Here is a 19,830-nt window from a genome sequence, read left to right as displayed (position 1 = left end):
TTGATGATCGCGTCGGCCGCGTCGACGACCTTGAAGTAGACGACCGCGTCCACGCGCACGGTGACGTTGTCACGCGTGATGCCCTCCTGCGCGGGCACGGGCATCGTGACGATCTGCATGTTGACCTTGCGGAGCTTGTCCACGAACGGGACGACCGTGGTGAAGCCGGGCCCCCGCACCTCGCCGACGACCCGCCCGAGGCGGAAGACCACCCCGCGCTCGTACTGCTTGACGACCCTGGCCGCCGCGGCGACGTAGACCACGACGGCGGAACCGGCCGCCACGCCCGCCACCAGCAGTTCCTGGAGCATCCTGACCCCCTAGTGGAGAGGCCTTCTGTCTGCTCCTGCAAGGGTATGCCCGGTGTCCGCCCCGGGGCCACGATCATCCCGGGGCGGACACCGGCACCGCTACTTCACCGCCGTGACCTCCAGCGCCGTGACCTTCACCGGCTCGGTGCCGGCCGCGCTGTGCCGCTCGGCCCAGTTCTCCAGGGCCGTACGGCAGGCGTGGTCCAGGTGGTGCAGGCCGGAGAGGTGCAGTTCGACCGGCCGGTCCTGGGGGAGTGCCTCCAGGCTGTCGAGGATCTTCGGCAGCCGCAGGAAGGTCGCGTTGCCCGTCAGATACGCCTGCACGGGGCCCGCGCCCTTGTCGACGACCTCCATCTTGATGTGCGAGGCCTCCCACGCCGTCTTCGCGACGGCCAGCGCGAGTCCGACGAGCACGCCCTCGAACATGCTGACCGCGACGATCGACAGCGCCGTGACGACGAGGATCAGCGCCTCGCCCCGGTGCTCGCGCCACAGCGACACGATCTCCCGGACGGGGATCAGCTTGGCGCCCGCGTGGACCAGGATGCCCGCCAGGGCCGGGATCGGGATGTACGCCAGCACGTCCGGCAGCAGTGCCGCGAACAGCAGCAGCCAGACGCCGTGCATCACCCGGGACGCCTTCGTCCGCGCGCCCGCCTGCACATTGGCCGCGCTGCGCACGATCACCGCGGTCATCGGCAGCGCGCCGAGCAGCCCGCAGATCGCGTTGCCCGCGCCCTGCGCGACCAGTTCCTTGTCGTACTCGGTGCGCGGCCCGGAGTGCAGCCGGTCCACCGCCGCCGCGCTGAACAGCGACTCCGCGGACGCGATCAGGGTGAACGCGACCACTGTGCCAAGGAGCCCGACCTGCGCCAGCTCACCGAACTCGCTGAGTGGCGGCGGCTGGAGCGACCCGAGCAGGCCCTGCACCTCGACCGTCGCCACCGGCAGCCCGAAGGCGAGCGCGGCGAGGGTCGCCAGTCCTACGGCGGCCAGCGGACCCGGCACCGTACGCACCTTGGCCGGCAGCCGCTTCCACAGAACGAGGACGGCGATGGTCGCGGCGCCGAGCACGAGCGAGGACAGCGCCTTCGTGTTCCCGGCGGCTTCGACGAGCGCGCCGGGCAGCTCGGCTATCTTGTCCAGCCCCGAGGCGGGGGCCTTCGCCCCCGCCACCGAGTACAACTGCCCGGCGATCAGCACCAGTCCGATACCGGCCAGCATGCCCTCGACGACCGAGACCGAGATGGCCCGGAAGTAGCGCCCCAACTTCAGGACGCCCATGAGGACTTGGAGCACACCGGTGGCGAGCACGATCACCCCGAGGGCGGGCAGTCCGTACTCCCGCACCGCCTCGAAGACCAGCACGGTCAGACCGGCGGCGGGCCCGGACACCTGGAGGCTGCTGCCCCGCATGAGTCCGGTGACGATCCCGCCCACGATGCCGGTGACCAGGCCGAGTTCGGCCGGGACACCGGAGGCGACGGCCACGCCCACGCAGAGCGGGAGCGCGACCAGGAACACGACGAGGGAGGCGGCGAAGTCCTCCCGCAGATGAGGGAATTTGGTCGACATCGGCGCGCTCACAGGGACTTGAAGGCGTCGGAGGCCGGGTCGTGCACCAGGACCGCACCTGTGTGGACCTCGTAGAACCAGGCGTGCAGGGTGAGTTGACGGTCCTTCAGTTTCTTCTCGATGTACGGGTACGAGCGCAGCCGCAGCAGCTGCGTCAGGACATGACTCTGCACTCCTTCGGAAACGGCCGGATCGTCGACCGTCCCCTCCGGCTTCGGGGTCGCGTGCGTGAGCCAGTCGCGCACGGCCGGTACGGCGGTCAGGTCGTCGCCGCGCACCAGGGCGCCGACCGCGCCGCAGTGCGAGTGGCCGCAGACCACGATGTCGGAGACGCCGAGGACTTCGACGGCGTACTCGATGGTGCACGCCTCGCTCGTGGGGTGCTGGGAGGCGTACGGCGGAACGATGTTGCCGGCGGTGCGCAGCTCGAAGAGCTGGCCGGGGCGGGCGCCCGTGATCAGGGCCGGTACGACCCTGGAGTCGGAGCAGGTGATGAACAGCACCTGCGGGGACTGGCCTTCGGCGAGTTTGGCGAACTCCTCAGGGCGTTGTCCGAACGTACGGGCGTTGTCGATGAGGGGCTGCATGGCGTGAGTACTCCTCCTGGCGCGCCCTCTGGGCGCGTCGGGCTTGCATGACAGTGTGCGTGGGGGAACTGACTGCCTGCTCGGCTCTCAGCAGCGGAAGACCTGAAGTGCCGCCGGAGAGTGCGCTGTCGAGGATCTCGCTGTGCGATGGTGCGCCGCGCCGGGCGCCACGTGTGTGTCCGTACCCGCCGGGTCCTGCGTCAGCAGGGGGCGTTCGGGTGTCTCGGGCCCGCAGTCGACGGTGCGGAAGCGGTCGCGCAGCCGCAGCGGGACGGTGGGGGTCCCGGAGGCGCCGCAGTCGCGGAACGTGATGGTCTCGGAGCGCAGGGCCTTGCCGCTGAGCTTGAGCCCGGGCTGGGCCTTGGCCTCCGCATGACGCGCTGTGTGCGCGGGTGCGAAGGATTCCATGGGTGCGAAGAACGGCAGGGCGAGCAGGACGGCAGTGAGGAGCGTCACGACGGTCCGAGCCGTCTTACCTCGGAACATACGCCCCCCTCCAGCTGGTCCGTGCGTCTCGTGCAGACCAAGGCCAGGTCAACGGCTGGTCAAGAAGAACGGTAGCCCAGTGAAGTTGTTTGCAGGGTTAACGGAGCGTTTCCGATGAAAGAGAGCGTGAAAAGCGTGCCTGGCCTGGCGTGAACTAGGCGGTTTCGACGAGGCTCTTGGCGTCCCGGGCCAGCGCGGTGAGGCGGGAGATCGCGCGGAAGTACTTCTTGCGGTAGCCGCCGTTCAGCATCTCCTCGCTGAACAGCTTGTCGAAGGGCAACCCCGAGGCCAGGACGGGTACTTCACGGTCGTAGAGCCGGTCCGCGAGGACGACGAGCCGTAGCGCGGTCGACTGGTCGGGTATCGGCTGGACGTCGGTGAGGCAGACCGCCTTGAGGCCGTCGGTCAGGGCGCCGTAGCGGCTGGGGTGGACCTTGGCGAGGTGGGCGAGCAGGTGCGGGAAGTCGTCGAGGGAGGCGTCGGCGGTCGCGTACGCCGCCTTCGTGACCTGCTCGTCGGAGAACGGCTTCGGGGCTTGTGGCAGGCCGCGGTGGCGGTAGTCGTCGCCGTCGATGCGCAGCGAGCGGAAGTGCGCGGACAGGCCCTGGATCTCGCGCAGGAAGTCGACGGACGCGAACCGGCCCTCGCCGAGCTTGCCCGGCAGTGTGTTGGAGGTGGCGGCGAGCGCGACGCCCGCGTCGACCAGCCTGCCGAGCAGGGTCGACACCAGGACGGTGTCGCCCGGGTCGTCCAGCTCGAACTCGTCTATGCACAGCAGGCGGTGGCCCGACAGCGTCTGGACCGTCTTCTGGAAGCCGAGCGCGCCCACCAGGTTCGTCAGCTCCACGAAGGTGCCGAAGGCCTTGAGCGCGGGCTCGGCCGGGGTCGCGTGCCACAGGGAGGCCAGCAGGTGGGTCTTGCCGACGCCGTAGCCGCCGTCCAGGTAGACGCCGCGGGGGCCCGCCGGGGTCTTGGGCGCCCTGCCCCTGCCGAAGCCGAGGAAGCCGCGCTTGCCGGTGCCGGCGGCGTGTGCCCCGCCGAGTCCGGTGGCGAAGGTCTCCAGGACGCCGACCGCCGCGGTCTGGCTCGGCTGGTTCGGGTCCGGGATGTACGTGGCGAAGCGCACCGAGTCGAAGCGCGGCGGCGGCACCATCTCGGCGACCAGCCGGTCCGCGGGGACGAACGGCTCACGGGCGCACAGGGACAGCGGGGCCGCGTCTGCTATCGGGCTGATCCCGGAGGCGGCGGAGGAGGACGACACGGTTCACCACTCTAAAGGCCGTGCCACACTGCACGACATGCGACGCCTGTTCCCTGTGACCGACGAAACAGCAGCCCAGGCCTCGAACGGGGCCCCTGATGCGCGTGGGACGGACCAGGAGTGGGGGCTTCCGGAACTCGCGGAGGCGTACGCCTACCCCGTGGGGGAGGGCCCCTGGCTGCGCGCCAACATGGTGTCCACGCTCGACGGGGCCGGTCAGCACGAGGGCCGCTCGCAGCCCATCTCCGGGCCCGCCGACATGCGGATCTTCGGCACCCTGCGGGCGCTGGCGGATGTCGTGGTCGTCGGTGCGGAAACGGTACGCCAGGAGGGTTATCGGCCCGCACGCGCGCGTGAAGAGTTCGCGGCGGCGCGGGCGGCGGCCGGACAAGGGCCCGCCCCCGTGATCGCGGTCGTCACCGCGAGCCTCGACCTGGACTTCTCGCTTCCGCTTTTCGTCTCGCCCCTGGTGCCGACGCTGATCCTGACGGGCGCTCTCGCGGCGCCGGAACGGGTCGCGGCGGCCGAGAAGGCGGGCGCCCGGGTGGTGGTCGCCGGTGACGGCGCCGGCGTGGGCCCCGCACGGGCCGTACAGGCGCTCGCAGACCTGGGGCACACCCGGCTGCTGACCGAGGGCGGGCCGCGGCTGCTCGGGCAGTTCGTGGCCGCCGGGGTGCTCGACGAACTGTGTCTGGCCCTCTCGCCGATGCTCGTGGCGGGGGAGGCGCAACGGATCGCCGGGGGGCCGTCGGTTAAGGTTCCTCAGCGCTTCGAACTGGTGTCCCTGCTGGAAGAGGCCGGGTTCCTGTTCGGTCGCTACCGTCGGACCTGAAAACGGGCGGAATGATCCGTTCCGTTTGTCTTTCGGCGGGCACACTAAATCCGGCAGTACCCGTGCGATCACGGGGCAGGATGGTTTCCGCAGGGCCTGGCAGGCCCACGGAGGAGAGAGGGCCCGAGGGTCCTCGAAGGAGAAGGGGCGCCTGGTGTTCACAAGCGTACTGATGATCGAGAAGGCCCTTACGTCCGCCGACGTGGAGTTCGTCACCACCTTGCACGGTGACGAGACCGTCTCCTTCCACGTATTGCTTCAGCCCCGCGGCGACCAGGCGGACCGCCTGCTGCGGGCCATCGACGACGTCGCCCTCGGCGAACTCGACGAGGCGGCGCACGAGCGGGAGACCCCCGAGGGCAAGGACGCGGCGGAACTCGGCGCACAGGCCCTGTCGGTGTCCCTGGAGGCCCTGCGCGCGGCCGGCAGCGCGGCGGAGGGGCGCCTCATCGAGGACCACCCGCTGGACGCCCTCAAGACCCTGGTGGACGAGATCGGCGCCGACGAGGTCATCGTGCTGACCGACCCCCACTACGTGGAGGAGTTCTTCCACCGCGACTGGGCCTCGCGGGCCCGTCACAAGGTCGGCGTACCCGTGCTGAAGCTGTTCTCGCACAGCAAGGAGTAGCGGGCGGGGAGCGGCGGGCGGGTGTCCGTGATTGTCGGTGGCACCGAATAGGCTGGCCGCCGAACGTCCGCCGTATCCGTACGAACCAGCACGCACAGGGAGACACACATGGCACCCGGCCTTCCCACCGCCATGGACCGACCGCACTTCATCGGCATCGGCGGGGCCGGAATGTCGGGGATCGCCAAGATCCTCGCGCAGCGCGGCGCGAAGGTCGCGGGCAGCGACGCCAAGGACTCCGCGACCGCCGACGCGCTCCGCGCCCTGGGCGCCACCGTGCACATCGGGCACGCGGCGGAGCACCTGGCCGACGACGCCACCTGCGTGGTCGTGTCGTCGGCGATCCGCGAGGACAACCCCGAGCTGGCCCGCGCGGCCGAGCTGGGCATCCCGGTCGTCCACCGCTCGGACGCCCTCGCCCGCCTGATGGACGGTCTGCGCCCGATCGCCGTGGCCGGCACGCACGGCAAGACGACCACGACGTCGATGCTCGCGGTCTCCCTGACCGAGCTGGGCCTGAAGCCCTCGTACGCGATCGGCGGCGACCTGGACGCCCCGGGTTCGAACGCGCTGCACGGCGACGGCGAGATCTTCGTCGCCGAGGCCGACGAATCCGACCGCAGCTTCCACAAGTACGCCCCCGAGGTCGCGATCGTCCTCAACGTGGAACTCGACCACCACGCCAACTACGCGTCCATGGAAGAGATCTACGACTCCTTCCAGACCTTCGCCGACCGGATCGTGCCCGGCGGCACCCTGGTGATCTCGGCGGACCATGAGGGCGCCCGCGAGCTGACGCGCCGGGTGGCCGACTCCGTTTCCGTGAAGACGGTGACGTACGGCGAGGCGGAGGACGCCGACGTACGCATCCTCTCCGTGGTCGCGCAGGGCCTGAAGAGCGAGGTGACGGTGGTCCTGGGCGGCGAGGAACTCACCTTCACCGTCTCGGTCCCCGGCCGCCACTACGCGAGCAACGCGGTAGCCGCCCTCGCTGCGGGCGCCGCGCTCGGCATCCCGGCGGCGGAACTGGCGCCCGCGCTGGCCGCGTACACCGGCGTGAAGCGGCGCCTCCAGCTCAAGGGCGAGGCGGCCGGCGTGCAGGTGATCGACTCCTACGCCCACCACCCCACGGAGATGACCGCCGACCTGGAGGCGATGCGCGCGGCGGCCTCCACCTCGCGGCTGCTGGTGGTCTTCCAGCCCCACCTGTTCTCCCGCACCCAGGAACTCGGCAAGGAGATGGGCCAGTCCCTGGCCCTCGCGGACGCCTCGCTGGTCCTGGACATCTACCCGGCCCGCGAGGACCCGATCCCCGGCGTCACCAGTGAGCTGATCATCGAGGCCGCGCGCGTGGCGGGCGCCGACGTGACCCCGGTCCACGACAAGGCGGACGTCCCCGAGGCCGTCGCGGGAATGGCGAAGCCCGGTGATCTGGTTCTCACCATGGGAGCGGGCGATGTCACCGACCTCGGCCCGCGGATCCTGGACCGTCTCGCGAAGTAAGGGGCTGAGCTTCATGTCGTACGACGTCGAAAAGCCGGACGAGGAATGGCGCGCGGAGCTGAACCCGGCCGAGTACGCGGTGCTGCGGCAGGCGGGCACGGAGCCGGCCTTCGTCGGTGAGTACACCGACACCAAGACGAAGGGCGTCTACTCCTGTCGCGCCTGCGGCGCCGAACTCTTCACCTCGAACGAGAAGTTCGAGTCCCACTGCGGCTGGCCGTCCTTCTACGACCCGAAGGACACCGACGCGGTCGAACTGATCGCGGACCGCTCGCACGGGATGGTGCGCACGGAGGTGCGGTGCGCCCGGTGCGGGTCGCATCTTGGGCATGTGTTCGAGGGCGAGGGGTATGCGACGCCGACGGACCAGCGGTACTGCATCAACAGCATCTCGCTGCGGCTGACGCCCGAGGAAGGCTGAGCGCTCCGGACACGACTGTGCCGTGAGCACGAGTGAGTAGGTCAGTGCCCGTCCACCGTGGATGACGGTGGACGGGCACCGGCATGTGTGTCACCGGCTGAATACCTCCTCGCTGAAAGAACCCGGCCGCTGTCGGACACGGACGGGGCGTGGAATCCATCACGGAACAGGAGACCCGTCGGCTGCGGCGGGCACGCTTCGAAGGGCTGGCGCAGGTGGTGACGGAACCCCTGCACCGGTATCTGGTGCGACGAACGGCCCCTGACATGGTCGAGGACGTCCTGTCCGAGACGATGCTGGTGCTGTGGCGTCGCGTCGACCATGTACCCGGGCTCAGAAACGGGTCCCTGCCCGATCGCGACGAGGTGCTCCCCTGGTGTTACGGGGTGGCGCGCGGCTGCCTGGCCAACGCCCGCCGGGCCGACGGACGCAGGCTCCGTCTGGTGGAGCGGCTGATGAGTGTTCAGCAGGCACCCGTGACCGTCGACGCCGATCACGGCGACCTGCATGCCGCACTGGCCGCACTCGGGGAATTGGACCGCGAGGTGATTCGGCTGTGGGCGTGGGAGGAACTGGCCCCACGGCAGATCGCCGAGGCGACCGGAATGACGTCCAACGCGGTGAGCGTGCGGTTGCACCGGGCGAAAAAGAAAATCGCCGAACAACTCCAGTCGGGGCGAAAGAACGCCGAACTCGCCGGACACAAGATGAGTGAAGGAAGGAGCGGTCAGTGAATGACAACGAGTTGCTGACCCTACTGAGGGAAGCGGACCCCGCATCGACCTCACGAGCTCCGCTGCCGGACATCAATCGTCTTGTGGAGGCTGCAATGAAAACCGACTCTGTGGCAACGCCGGAGAACACCGACATCGACACCACGACTCCCACCGCGAAGGTCACCGCAGGAAAGGGCCGCCGACGTCTCCTCGGGCTCGCGGCGGCTGCCGCGCTGCTCCTCGGCGGCGGTGTCACCGCGGGGATCACGGCGAACTCCGGCAGCGGCCACACGACCGAAGCCGTCAAGCGGCTGAGTCTCAGCGCCGCCCACACCGGGAACGACAAGGGCAACGGAAAGTGCCAGGCGCCCGTTCCCGACCAGCTGGCGGGTTACCCGACGCTTTTCTACGGGACGGTCACTTCCGTGAAGGGGCCGCTGATCACCTTCCACGTCGACCATTGGCTGCGCGGTGGTGGCACCCGCACCATCCTGGTGAGCAATGACCCGGACTTCCCGGAGAATCTGACCTTCACGGTCGGCCAGCATTACATCGTGGCGGCCGAAAGGGACGGGTCCATTCCCTCGTGCGGTGCGAACTGGGTCTCGGACAAGGAATGGAGGCAGTTCAGCGACGCATTCGGAAAGTAGCGCCACTGCTCAATGGGGGCGGGGCACCGTTCCGGTGCCCCGCCCCGGTTTCACCGCCGGACTATCCGATGCTGTAGCCGGTGATCTCGCCCATCCACTTGATCAGGTCGCCCGGGTCCTCGTTGGCGCCGTGGCCGCCGTCCCAGTACATCTTCAGGTTGACGTCGTCGCCGAGGTTCTGTGTCTTGAGGGCGAGGTTGGTGATCGCGGTCAGGGAGTGCGTCGTGTCGCTGGTGCCGATCCGCAGCCACCAGTGCCTCGCCCGGCGCGGGTTGCGCTCCTCCAGGTAGGTCATCGGGTTGGTCAGCCTGACCTTGTGCGGGATGTCGCGGTCGACCGTGGCGGTCTTGTCCCCGGTCGCGTACCGCAGGCCGAAGTCGGTGAAGTGCCGGGCGACATGGGTCTCGTCGCCGAAGTAGCCCGGCTCCGGCTCCGACAGGGCCTTGTCGTCGAAGGCGGGCACGGGACGGGACCGGGCGATGTGCGCGATGTAGCCGTCCCAGGAGAAGGTCGCCCTGTCGCCGGACCAGTCGATGAAGGGGTTGGCGGTCAGGTAGGCCGTCCGGTCGGCCTCGGAGAGGGCCCGCAGGTGGCTGGTCGCGGCCGGCTGTACGTAGTTCTCCAGGAGGTACCGGTCGTAGTTGGCGGCCGTCACCCGGCCGAACCGGCCCACGCCGTGGAGGCCGAGCGAGGCCTGGTACTCCGCGAACTGCGCGGTCAGTTGCTTCGAGGCCGTCTGGTCGACCAGCTCGCCGTTCAGCTCGGCCGAGCCGTACATCCACTCGTAGGCCTTGTCGGCGTTGCCGAGGTCGATGATCGGGCAGAAGACGGCGGAGGCGAACACCGCGTCGCTCGCCTCGGCCGCGCCGAGTTCCCGGAGGTAGGAGTCGAACACCGGGCTGCCCGCCGAGACGCCCATCATCGAGGAGAAGTTGCCGCCCGCGCTGCCGCCGTTGGTGATGATCTTGTTCGGGTCGCCGGGCAGCAGCCCCTTGTTCTTGTGGACGTACCGCAGGGCCGCCTTCAGGTCGACGAGGGCGGCGGGAGCCTTGCCGTAGTACTTGCCGTCCTTGACGTTCTCCCGTCCGCGCGCGCCCGAGGTGACCACGACATAGCCGGCCGCGAGGGCCAGCGCCGAGTTGTCGCCCTGGTCGCCGGCCCCGGGCGGCAGCGGCGGCCTGGTCGTGGGCGACGCGGTCGGGGTGGCGCTGGGGTCGGCCGAGGAACTGTCGCTCGGGGACGGGCTCGAACCCGGGAAGCCGCCGCCGGGGTTGGTGCCGCCGGGTGTGCCGGAGAGGAAGCCGCCGAGCGGGATGGAGAAGAAGATCGGCGCGTGGGAGGCGTCGACGGCCCGCCCGTCGATCTCGACCGGCTGCTGGACGTCGAGGCACTGGTAGGTCGGGTCCACGGGATCGGCGACGTAGACGATGTTCTCCCAGAACCGGTACGTGACGTTCTTCTCGGCACCGTCGGCCGTCGTGATCGTCTTGGTCCGGGTGGTGAAGGAGTCCTTGGGGAAGGTCAGGGTGCCTGTGGTCGTGGCCGCCGCGCTCTGTGCTCCGCCGTAGTTCAGGACGGCGGTCGCTCCCGCTGCGGTGGCTGCCATGCCGGAAAGGAATATTCGGCGCTTCACATCAACATCCTTGTCGGGGTGCGGGTTTGTGTGACCAAATGGGGGAAGTGATGGATTCCAACTTCCTTCGGAAAGCCATTTCCCGCGTCCCCTGAATGCCGTCTCTCGCGGGTACGGTCACCGCCGTACTGTGCCTCGCGGTATACGCGGGCCGGGGTAGGTTGAACCATCGACGGTGCGATACGGCCGGGGGATGGTGAGTGTGCTGGACGGAATACGTGGCCGGGTGCTCGGCAATCCGTTGCTCGTCGACGGTTTGCTCGCCCTTGTGTGGGCCGTCCTCATTGTTCCGGCGTTCTTCAGGATGGGCGTATCGGCGTGGCCCGCCACTCTGTTCACGCTCTTGTCGGCGGCCCCGCTCACGGTGCGACGGAGTGCGCCGGCGGTCGCGCTCGCGGGGACGACCGTCGGCTACCTCGTCGCCCTGCTGTGGATGACGGAGCCGGGCCCGGGCATCGTGTGCTGTCTGGTGGCCCTGTATTCCGAGGCCGTGTCCGCCCCGCGCACCCGCGCGCTGATCACCGGCGCGATCGCCGGCACCATGATCCTGGTCTTCACTCCGATCGTGACGGGCGTGCGCGTCTTCGATCCGGCCAACCTCATGCTGATCGCCTGGCTCGGTGCGGCCATCGCCGTCGGTGACGCCACCAGGAACCGTCGCGCCTACATCCAGGCCATCAAGGACCGTGCCCTGCGCGCCGAGCGGACCCGGGAGGCGGAGGCGTCACGGCGGGTGGTCGAGGAGCGGCTGCGGCTCGCCCGCGAGCTGCACGACATCGTCGCGCACAGCATCACGGTGATCAACTTCCAGGCCGGAGCGGCCGCCCATCTGCTGCGCCGGGAGCCCGACGCCGCCGAGGCGGCCATCGAGCACGTCATCACGGCGAGCGGCAGCACACTCGCGGAACTCGGCACCATGCTGACCGTCCTGCGCCAGCCCGACGGCGCGACAGCGCTGCCGGAGCCCATGCCCACCCTGGACCGCCTCGACGATCTCCTCGACGGCTTCCGTGCCGCGGGCCTGGCGGTGGACATACAGCGGGCCGACAGGGCCTTCGGTCTGAGTCCGGCCGTCAGCATGGCCGGCTACCGCATCGTCCAGGAGTCGCTGACGAACGCGTTCAAGTACGCGACGCCCCGGACCGCGACGGTCCGGCTGTCCTTCGCCGCGCACCGGCTCCGGGTCTCCGTGGTCAACCCGGTGACCCGTACCGAGGACCGGCGGCAATCCTCCTGGGGCACGGGCCGTGGCCTGCTGGGTCTGCGTGAGCGGGCCGCGTCCGTCGGCGGTCGGCTCGACATCGTGGAGGGCCGGGAGGAGTTCAGCGTGGACGCGTTCCTTCCCGCGCTCCCCGCGAAGCCCTGAACGCGGATCCCGGCTAGCGCCCGGCAGCTGCCGGGCGGACGAGACCTGTCCGGTAGGCGACCACCACGAGCTGGGCCCGGTCCCGGGCGCCGAGTTTGGCCATGGCCCGGTGCACATGGGTGCGCACGGTCTGACGGGAGATGACCAGGTACTCGGCGATCGACTGATTGGACATCCCCTCGGCGACCAGCGCCAGGATCTCCCGCTCCCGGTCGGTGAGTTCGGCCAGTTCGCCGAAGAGGGCGGTCGGCGGTCCGTCGGGCAAGGAGAGGTACCTCGTGATCAGGGTCTGGGTGGCCTTGGGCGACAGCAGCGCCTCGCCGCGCGCCGCGACCCGGATGGCCTCCGGCAGTTCCGCGGGACGCATCCCCTTCCCCAGAAAGCCGCACGCCCCGGCCCGCAGCGCCTGCAGGACGTACTCGTCCACCTCGTAGGTGGTGAGGATGACGATGCGGACGCCGTCCAGCTCCGGGTCCGAGGCGATCTCCCGCGTCGCCGCGAGTCCGTCCAGCTCCGGCATGCGGATGTCCATCAGCACGATGTCCGGGGTGGTGCGGCGGACGATCTCAATGGCCTCGCGGCCGGTCTCCGCCTCGCCCACCACCTCCAGGTCGTCGGCCGAGTCGATCAGAATGCGGAATCCGCCCCGCAGCAGAGCTTGGTCGTCGGCGATGACGACCCGGATCGCGGCGTCCTTCATGCCGCCACCCTACGGCAAAACGGAGATTGCGTCTCCGTTACGTCGGCCGCGATCCGGAGGACCGTAGACCCGGCTCAGCCGGCCGGACGCCCGTCCCCGTCCGCCGCCGCCGACAACGTCGACGTGTCCGCCCGAGCCGCCCGCTTCGCCGCCTGGATCTGCTCGTAGACGTGCGTCCGCAGTTCGGTGAAGCGAGGGGAGACCCTGGTGTGCAGCTGGTCCCGTTCGTCGGGGAGGTCGATGTACAGCTCGTCCTGTACGACCGTGGGTGAGGCGGAGAGGACGACGACCCGCTCGCCGAGGTAGACCGCCTCGTCGATGTCGTGGGTGACGAACAGGACGGTGATCCCGCGCTCCTGCCACAGGACCCGCACCAGGTCCTCCAGGTCGGCGCGGGTCTGCGCGTCGACGGCCGCGAACGGCTCGTCCATCAGCAGGACTTGGGGCTCGTAGGCCAACGCCCGTGCGATCGCCACCCGTTGCTGCATGCCCCCGGACAACTGCCAGGGATAGGCGTCGGCCGCGTCCGGCAGCCCCACCGACCGCAGGGCGTCGGTGACGAGCCTCCGGCGTTTCGCCTTCGGCAACCCCTTCTCCTTCAAGGGGAGTTCGACGTTCTCCGCGACCCTCATCCAGGGGAAGAGGCTGCGTCCGTACTCCTGGAAGACGATCGCCATGCCGGGCGGCGGGCCGGTCACCGGTACGCCGTCGAGGAGCACCTCTCCCGAGGTCGGGTCGAGCAGACCGCCCATGCACTTCAGCAGGGTCGTCTTGCCGCAGCCCGACGGGCCCACCAGACAGACGAGTTCACCGGCCTTCACCGTGAAGGTGAGGTCGCGGACCGCCTCCACCTGCCGGCCGGACCCCTGGTAGGTCTTCCGCAGGCCACGTATGTCGAGCATGGTTCGCCCTTTCGCGAGGTTCATTCACGACCGCCGGGTGGACGCGCGCAGGCCGTGGTACCAGCCGAGCACCCGGCGCTCGGCGAAGTGGAAGGCGACGGAGAGCAGGAAGCCGAGCAGGCCCAGGAGCAGGATCCCGGTCCACATGTCCGGGATGGCGAAGCTGCGCTGGAACTGCACCACGGTGAAGCCGATGCCGTTGTTCGCCGCGAACATCTCGCTGATGACCATGAGGATGATGCCGATGGAGAGGGCCTGGCGCAGTCCGGCGACGATCTGCGGACTCGCCGCGGGCAGCACCAGGTGGCGCAGCCGCCCGACACCGCCGATGTGATACGAACGCGCCGTCTCCACCATCACCGAGTCGACCGCGCGCACGCCCTCCACCGTGTTGAGCAGGACCGGCCAGACACAGCCGCTCGCGATCACCACGATCTTCATCGTGTCGCCGATGCCCGCGAACAGCATGATCACCGGCACCAGCACCGGCGGCGGCACGGCCCGCAGGAACTCCAGCACCGGCTCGCAGAAGGCCCGCACTCCGCGCCGGGAACCGATGAGGGTGCCCAGGCCGACGCCCACCAGACCCGCGAGCGCGTAGCCCGCGGCCAGGCGCAGCACGCTGGGCACCACGTCCGAGCGCAGGCGCTCGCCGGTCCACACCGAGGGGAAGGTACGGAGGATCGTGCGCAGCGGCGGCCAGAACGGGTCGGTGCTCCCGTCCGACGCGGCCCACCACAGTCCCAGCAGCACTGCGGGCAGACCCACCGCGAACAGCACCTGCCGTGTCAGCGCCTTCACAGCGCGGCCTCCCCGCGTACGGACTGATGCCAGGCCAGGGCCCGTCGCTCCACCGCGCGGGCCCCCAGGTTGATCAGCAGACCCAGGACCCCGGTCACCGTGATCAGCGCGTACATGTGCGGTACGGCCTGCGAGGACTGGGCGACCGCGATCAGCGAGCCGAGCCCCGGTGCGCCGATGACCAGTTCGGCCGTGATGGCCAGCACCAGGGCCACCGCCGCCGCGAGCCGGATCCCCGTCATGACGTACGGCAGGGCGGTCGGCCACATCACATGGCGGACGCGCGCCCAGGTCCCGAGACCGTACGACCGTGCCGTCTCGTCGGCGACGGGGTCGACGTCCTGGACGCCGTACAGGACCTGGACGAGCACCTGCCAGAACGACGCGTACACCACGAGCAGGAGCACCGAGCGGAGTTCGCTGCCGTAGAGCAGCACCGCCAGGGGGATCAGTGCCACGGACGGGATGGGGCGGAGGAACTCGATGGTCGAGGACGTCACTTGGCGCAGGAACGGTACGACGGTGATGAGCAGGCCGCAGAGGATGCCGGCGCCCGACGCGATCCCCAGGCCGAGCACCCAGCCGGTCAGGGTGTCGCGGAGCGCCGACCAGAAGGCGCCGTCGCCGAGTTCGTCGCCGAGTGCGCCCGCGATCCTGGTCGGTGGCGGGAAGTAGTCCGCGCTCACCAGACCCAGTCGCGGTACGGCCTCGCCGAGGGCGAGGAAGGTGGCGAGCCCCGCCGCGCCGAGGAGTGTGTTCGCGTTCCTCACGGCAGCAACTTGTCCAGGTCGGGGGCGGTCTTGAACAGGCCGTCCTGCTCGCCGAGTTGCTCCAGTGTCTCGACCGATGACCGGCTGATGTCCCGTGGCCACTTCGGGAGCGTCACCTTCGACAGGACGGAGGCCGGGATCTGTGTGTAGCCGGCGACGACGTCGCGGACCTCGTCGGGGTGGCTGTCGGCGTAGACCAGCGCCTCGGCGGTGGCCTGCTGGAACTTCTTCACCACAGCGGGGTTCTTCGCCGCGTACGCCTGCGAGGTGAAGTACATGGCGACCGTCAGGTCCTTGGCCACGTCCACATACGGTGACGCGATCTCCACGCCCCCCGCGTTCAGGATCGTGGTCAGCGCGGGTTCGACCGCCATCGCGGCGTCCACCTGGCCCTTCTCCAGGGCGGCGGGCATCTGGTCGAAGGCCAGCTCCACGAACTTCACCTTCGACGGGTCCCCGCCGGCCTTGCGCACGGACTCGCGGACCGAGGTGTCGAGGATGTTCTTCAGCGTGTTGACGGCGACCGTCTTCCCCTCTAGGTCCTTCGCGGACTTGAGGGAACTGCCCTTCTTGACGACCAGCGCGCCGTAGTCCTTTCCGTCCACGCCGGTGGTCGCCACCCCGTTGGAAACCGCCTTCACCTGTACGCCGTTGCTCTGCGCGATCATCAGCGACGTCGTGTTGCTGAAACCGAACTGGAACTGGCCGCTCACCACGCCCGGGACGATGGCCGAGCCGCCCTGCGCCGCGGTCGTCGAGACGTCGAGACCGTACTTCTTGTAGATCCCCTTTTTCTGGCCGAGATAAATGGGGGCCACGTCCACGATCGGAATGACCCCGACCTGGACCTTGGTGGTACCGCCGCTTTCCGACGCGGAGCCGCCGGAATTCCCGGACGATCCACAGGCGGTGACCGCGAGCAGAAGTGAGCCGGCGGCGATGCCGACGAATAGGCGTTGCATTGTCTGTCCTCCCGCGAACCGCACCGAGATGTTCCGGCCGGTTCGCGCGCAATGGGATGTGGCAGGGCGAAAGACGAAGGTTCACGAAATGGCGTCGAGTCCGACGTGCCAAAGGTGTCGTCCGCGGCCCACCCGCACATCCCCCGGTCACCGTCACTGGGCCGTACGGCAGCCGCCGTACGGCGGGTGAGGGGTACGTTCACGGCCGTACCGGTTCCGGGGCCCCGGAACCGGTGGCATCGGCTGGGGCCTGTCCCGCGGATCGGGCCGCAGGAAAGAAGCGGCAACGGATCGGCACCGGTGAGCGGGGCGTGGCGCGTGCGGCTGCAAGGCGGAGGAGACGTTGGCATCAGCGGCTCCGCCGCGGGCGGCGCGGTGGGGGCACCTCCCGGCCGAAGGCGGGGGGACGTCGGCGACCGACGACAACGCGGCTGGGGCCCCCACGCCTTTGAGGCAGTGGGGGAGTGCGTGTCACGCCCCGCGTCTGCGGCGTGATCCGCCGGACAGGTCCTAGAGGTCGGACCAGGCAGGGAAGACGGCGGCCTGGCCGTGGTGGGTGCCCTCGGTGTCGATCAGGTCCCACATCGTGACGTCCGTTATCCAGAATCTGCGGCCGGACTTGGCGATGCGGACGCCGCGGTAGCCGGTGGCGTAGCCGTCGCGTGTGACCGAGCGTATGAAGGCGTCGCGGTTCGGCTGGGCGTCGGGTGCGGCGGAGAGGCGGGAGGGGAGGCCGACGAACTCGTCCCAGGTGTACTCGAAGCAGTTCTGGGCGGTCCGGTTGGCGTAGACGAAGGTGGGGTCGGCCGCGGTGTCGTGGGCGAGGAGGCCGAAGGGGGCGTCCTCGTAGAGCCATCGGGCCGCCGCGTCCGGGGAGGTGAGGGGAGGTGGGCCCAACTCCTTTCCCGTCAGGCGGTGGTGGCTGTCGAGGAGGAGGGCGGTGAACTGTGGGTTGAGGGGCTGGGGGGTGGTCATGGCGCTCGATCCGTTTCTTGCCGCTGTGACGCAGGTGTCGGGGGAGTGGTCGGCGGTGGGGTTCACGGCTTGCGGGCCATACCGCCCCAGATCAACGGCTTGGGGAGAGCGGATGGCGGGACGGGGGCGTCGGGCCGCCAGTCGTCGAGGGGGACGAGGCCCGGTCGCTGGAGGTCGAAGTCGCCGTAGAACTCGCGGAGTTGGTGGGCCGTGCGGAGTTGGCCGCGGCCGGTCTCGCCCTGGTAGAGGCGGAACAGTGTGGTGGCGCCGGTGGGATCGGCGTCGGAGACGAGGGAGTTGAGGGCGAGGGCGCTGCCCGGCGCCAGGCGGTCGCGGAGGATGGTGAACTGGGCTGTGGTGGCGGGGGTTTGGGGCAGGAAGTGGACGACGCCGGAGACGATGACGCCGAGCGGGGCGGTGAGGTCGATCAGGGTGGGCAGGTCGGGGTGGTCGAGGACGGATGCCATGTCCTGTACGTCGCCCAGGAGCAGGAGGGATCGTCCGGGGCGCAGCAGGGGCCTGCCGTGGGCGAGGACGGTGGGGTCATTGTCGACGTAGACGACCGTGGTGCCGGGGTGGTGGCGCGCGGCGACCTCGTGCACGTTGTCCTGGGTGGGCAGGCCCGCGCCCAGGTCGAGGAACTGGGTGATGCCCTCGGCGGTCATCGCGGCCACCACGCGTATCAGCCAGCGGCGCATGGCGCGCGCCAGCAGGGGCGCCTGGGGGTTGGCGGCGGTGATGCGCTGTGCGGCTGCGCGGTCGGCGGGGTAGTGGGTGTGGCCGCCGAGGAAGTAGTCGTAGATCCGGGCCACGTTGGGCACGTCGGGTTCGATGCCGGGCGGGGTGGTCCCTGGCGGGGTCGGCTCGGCGGCCATGCGGAGTCACCTTTCGCTCAACGAGCCCCAACGGGCCTGGCCCCGCGGGGAGTTGCGCGAGGGCACGACTTGGCAGGACACCATCTTCCGTCCAGCGGTCCGGGGCGGGGAAGGCGGCCCCCGGTCACACCCGAACCGGGGCCCACACCGTCAGATGTCCTCGGAGTCCGGGCGCAGCAGGCCGGGATCGATGTCGGTCACGGCGTCCGCGTAGTCCAGTCGGGCGGCCGCCGCCAAGAGGCGGTCGTACTCGGCCTGCCGCAGAGGGAGCCGGAACGCGTTGGCCGTGTGGATGAGGTCGTCGATCGCGATCTCCGCCTCGTCGTTGGCGACCAGGTGGAGGACCGAATCGAGGGCCCGGACTCTTTCTCCCCGGGCCGCGGCTCGTCGCTTCAGGGCGTCGACCACCGCGCGGATGTCGTCGTCCGCGGAACTGTTCATCGGCTGCCTGGATCCTCCGTGCTCAGTGTGTCGTGACTTCCGGAGGCCGTAGAGGGCGGCCCCGAGGACGAGCACCGCGGTGCCCGAGACGACGGTGCTCGCGGGCAGTGCGAAGGCGAGAGCCGCGCAGCCCGCGAGGCCGATGACGGGGACGAGACGGATCGGTCGGCCTTCTTCCTCCGTGAGGGTCCAGGCGGAGGCGTTGGCGATCGCGTAGTAGGCCAGGACGCCGAAGGAGGAGAAGCCGATCGTGCCGCGTACGTCCGTGGTCGCGGCGAGGACGGCGACCACCGCGCCGACGGCGAGTTCGGCGCGGTGGGGAACGCCGAAGCGGGGGTGGACGGCGGCCAGGGCGTGCGGCAGGTGCCGGTCCCGGGCCATGGCGAGGGTGGTGCGGGAGACCCCCAGGATCAGCGCGAGCAGTGAGCCGAGCGCGGCGACGGCGCCGCCGACGCGGACGGCCGGCACCAGCCGGTCGGCGCCCGCCGCGCGCACGGCGTCCGACAGCGGGGCGGCGGCGTGCGCCAGGCCGTGCGGGCCCAGCAGCGTCAGGGCGGCGACGGCGACCAGGGCGTAGACGGCGAGGGTGATGCCGAGCGCGACCGGGATCGCGCGCGGGATGGTGCGGGCGGGGTCGCGGACCTCCTCGCCGAGGGTGGCGATGCGGGCGTAGCCGGCGAAGGCGAAGAAGAGCAGGCCTGCCGCCCGGAGCAGCCCGCCGACGGTGGTGTCCGAGCCGATGGCCAGCCGCGCGGTGTCCGCGTGGGCGGAGGTCAGGGCGGTGACGACCACGGCGCAGAGCACGGCGAGGACGACGGCGACGACGGCACGGGTGAGGAGCGCGGACTTCTGCACGCCGGTGTAGTTCACGGCGGTCAGTGCCACCACGGCGGCCACGGCCACCGCGTGGGTCTGGCCGGGCCAGAGGTAGGCGCCGACGGTGAGGGCCATGGCCGCGCAGGAGGCCGTCTTGCCGACGACGAACGCCCAGCCGGCCAGGTATCCCCAGAAGGCGCCGAGACGTTCGCGGCCGTAGACATAGGTGCCGCCGGACCGGGGGTACAGGGCGGCCAGCCGGGCCGAGGACGTCGCGTTGCAGTAGGCCACGACGGCGGCCAGCGCCAGCGCGAGCAGCAGTCCGGAACCGGCCGCGTCGGCCGCCGGGCCGAGGGCCGCGAAGATCCCGGCGCCGATCATCGACCCCAGGCCGATCACCACGGCGTCGGACAGGCCCAGACGCCGTTTCATCCCACCCGTGTTCGTGGGGGCTCTCTCCGCGTGCATCGCCCTCTCCTCCTCGTCCTCGGCGCACGGTAGCCGAGGAGGGGAGGGTTGCCGTCGGGAGGCCCGACACCCACAAGGCCCGACGACGCTCCGTGGCCGGTCAACCCCTCGTCGCGAAGTTCGCGCGGACTCTATGCTCGTTCGCGGCCGA

20 protein-coding genes and 1 pseudogene are annotated in these 19,830 nt (G+C 70.2%); 7 read left to right on the top strand and 14 right to left on the bottom strand.

The annotated features are described in order from the left end of the window. The 5 genes from SSP08S_RS49900 to zapE form a co-directional block, all read right to left on the bottom strand. The coding region (locus tag SSP08S_RS49900) for an SPFH domain-containing protein (protein WP_019075172.1) at nt 1–311 on the bottom strand (311 nt) is incomplete at its 3' end. Between the two features lie 99 nt (nt 312–410). Continuing rightward, on the bottom strand, nt 411–1,886 hold the full coding sequence (locus tag SSP08S_RS49895; protein WP_019075171.1) for a SulP family inorganic anion transporter: 1,476 nt from the start codon (nt 1,884–1,886) through the stop codon (nt 411–413). An 8-nt stretch (nt 1,887–1,894) separates the two neighbouring features. After that, a complete protein-coding gene (locus SSP08S_RS49890; protein ID WP_019075170.1) occupies nt 1,895–2,473 on the bottom strand; it encodes a carbonic anhydrase in 579 nt (192 codons plus the stop codon). An 87-nt stretch (nt 2,474–2,560) separates the two neighbouring features. Then, nucleotides 2,561–2,959 (bottom strand): hypothetical protein, encoded by a 399-nt coding sequence (locus tag SSP08S_RS49885; protein ID WP_019075169.1) that lies wholly within the window; start codon nt 2,957–2,959, stop codon nt 2,561–2,563. A gap of 154 nt (nt 2,960–3,113) precedes the next feature. After that, nucleotides 3,114–4,220, bottom strand: a complete 1,107-nt coding sequence (gene zapE, locus SSP08S_RS49880; RefSeq protein WP_019075168.1) for a cell division protein ZapE — start codon at nt 4,218–4,220, stop codon at nt 3,114–3,116. A 37-nt stretch (nt 4,221–4,257) separates the two neighbouring features. On the opposite strand from zapE, the gene SSP08S_RS49875 reads away from it, so the two are divergent. The 6 genes from SSP08S_RS49875 (at nt 4,258) to SSP08S_RS49850 (ending at nt 8,970) form a co-directional block, all read left to right on the top strand. Beyond that, nucleotides 4,258–5,052, top strand: a complete 795-nt coding sequence (locus SSP08S_RS49875) for a pyrimidine reductase family protein (protein ID WP_026179508.1) — start codon at nt 4,258–4,260, stop codon at nt 5,050–5,052. Between the two features lie 154 nt (nt 5,053–5,206). Further along, a complete protein-coding gene (locus SSP08S_RS49870) occupies nt 5,207–5,680 on the top strand; it encodes a hypothetical protein (RefSeq protein ID WP_019075166.1) in 474 nt (157 codons plus the stop codon). A gap of 108 nt (nt 5,681–5,788) precedes the next feature. Next, a complete protein-coding gene (murC, locus tag SSP08S_RS49865; protein WP_019075165.1) occupies nt 5,789–7,183 on the top strand; it encodes a UDP-N-acetylmuramate--L-alanine ligase in 1,395 nt (464 codons plus the stop codon). A 13-nt stretch (nt 7,184–7,196) separates the two neighbouring features. Next, nucleotides 7,197–7,604, top strand: coding sequence for a peptide-methionine (R)-S-oxide reductase MsrB (msrB, locus tag SSP08S_RS49860; RefSeq protein ID WP_019075164.1), 408 nt, complete (start codon nt 7,197–7,199; stop codon nt 7,602–7,604). Nucleotides 7,605–7,753: 149 nt separating this feature from the next. Continuing rightward, nucleotides 7,754–8,338, top strand: coding sequence for an RNA polymerase sigma factor (locus SSP08S_RS49855; RefSeq protein ID WP_019075163.1), 585 nt, complete (start codon nt 7,754–7,756; stop codon nt 8,336–8,338). Further along, entirely contained in the window at nt 8,335–8,970 is a 636-nt protein-coding gene (locus SSP08S_RS49850) for a hypothetical protein (RefSeq protein ID WP_026179507.1), read from the top strand. Before SSP08S_RS49855 ends, SSP08S_RS49850 begins: the two co-directional genes overlap by 4 nt. 61 nt (nt 8,971–9,031) lie before the next feature. On the opposite strand, the gene SSP08S_RS49845 is transcribed toward SSP08S_RS49850, so the two are convergent. Beyond that, nucleotides 9,032–10,576: a subtype B tannase gene (locus tag SSP08S_RS49845; RefSeq protein ID WP_019075161.1), complete on the bottom strand. Its 1,545-nt coding sequence runs from the start codon at nt 10,574–10,576 to the stop codon at nt 9,032–9,034. Between the two features lie 229 nt (nt 10,577–10,805). On the opposite strand from SSP08S_RS49845, the gene SSP08S_RS57665 reads away from it, so the two are divergent. After that, complete coding sequence (locus tag SSP08S_RS57665; protein WP_158697337.1) at nt 10,806–11,969, top strand: sensor histidine kinase; 1,164 nt, start codon at nt 10,806–10,808, stop codon at nt 11,967–11,969. 13 nt (nt 11,970–11,982) lie between these two features. On the opposite strand, the gene SSP08S_RS49835 is transcribed toward SSP08S_RS57665, so the two are convergent. The 8 genes and pseudogenes from SSP08S_RS49835 to SSP08S_RS57655 all read right to left on the bottom strand — a co-directional run. Continuing rightward, entirely contained in the window at nt 11,983–12,669 is a 687-nt protein-coding gene (locus SSP08S_RS49835; protein ID WP_019075159.1) for a response regulator, read from the bottom strand. 74 nt (nt 12,670–12,743) lie between these two features. Further along, nucleotides 12,744–13,571, bottom strand: a complete 828-nt coding sequence (locus SSP08S_RS57660; RefSeq protein WP_019075158.1) for an ABC transporter ATP-binding protein — start codon at nt 13,569–13,571, stop codon at nt 12,744–12,746. A gap of 24 nt (nt 13,572–13,595) precedes the next feature. After that, nucleotides 13,596–14,372, bottom strand: a complete 777-nt coding sequence (locus SSP08S_RS49825) for an ABC transporter permease (protein ID WP_019075157.1) — start codon at nt 14,370–14,372, stop codon at nt 13,596–13,598. Further along, on the bottom strand, nt 14,369–15,142 hold the full coding sequence (locus SSP08S_RS49820) for an ABC transporter permease (RefSeq protein ID WP_019075156.1): 774 nt from the start codon (nt 15,140–15,142) through the stop codon (nt 14,369–14,371). Before SSP08S_RS49820 ends, SSP08S_RS49825 begins: the two co-directional genes overlap by 4 nt. Then, entirely contained in the window at nt 15,139–16,104 is a 966-nt protein-coding gene (locus SSP08S_RS49815; RefSeq protein ID WP_019075155.1) for an ABC transporter substrate-binding protein, read from the bottom strand. Before SSP08S_RS49815 ends, SSP08S_RS49820 begins: the two co-directional genes overlap by 4 nt. A gap of 510 nt (nt 16,105–16,614) precedes the next feature. Then, complete coding sequence (locus SSP08S_RS49810; protein ID WP_019075154.1) at nt 16,615–17,079, bottom strand: MEKHLA domain-containing protein; 465 nt, start codon at nt 17,077–17,079, stop codon at nt 16,615–16,617. A gap of 62 nt (nt 17,080–17,141) precedes the next feature. After that, the gene (locus SSP08S_RS49805) at nt 17,142–17,954 is read right to left on the bottom strand and encodes an SAM-dependent methyltransferase (RefSeq protein WP_019075153.1); all 813 of its coding nucleotides are present in this window, start codon (nt 17,952–17,954) and stop codon (nt 17,142–17,144) included. Between the two features lie 471 nt (nt 17,955–18,425). Next, a pseudogene (locus SSP08S_RS57655) lies at nt 18,426–19,679 on the bottom strand (APC family permease); the annotation flags it as partial. Nucleotides 19,680–19,830 lie beyond the last annotated feature (151 nt).

The organism is Streptomyces hokutonensis (assembly GCF_000376565.1).
GTDB classification, from domain to species: Bacteria; Actinomycetota; Actinomycetes; order Streptomycetales; family Streptomycetaceae; genus Streptomyces; species Streptomyces hokutonensis.
Note: the sequence above shows the minus strand (reverse complement) of the source record. Positions and strands in the feature narration are given on the sequence as shown.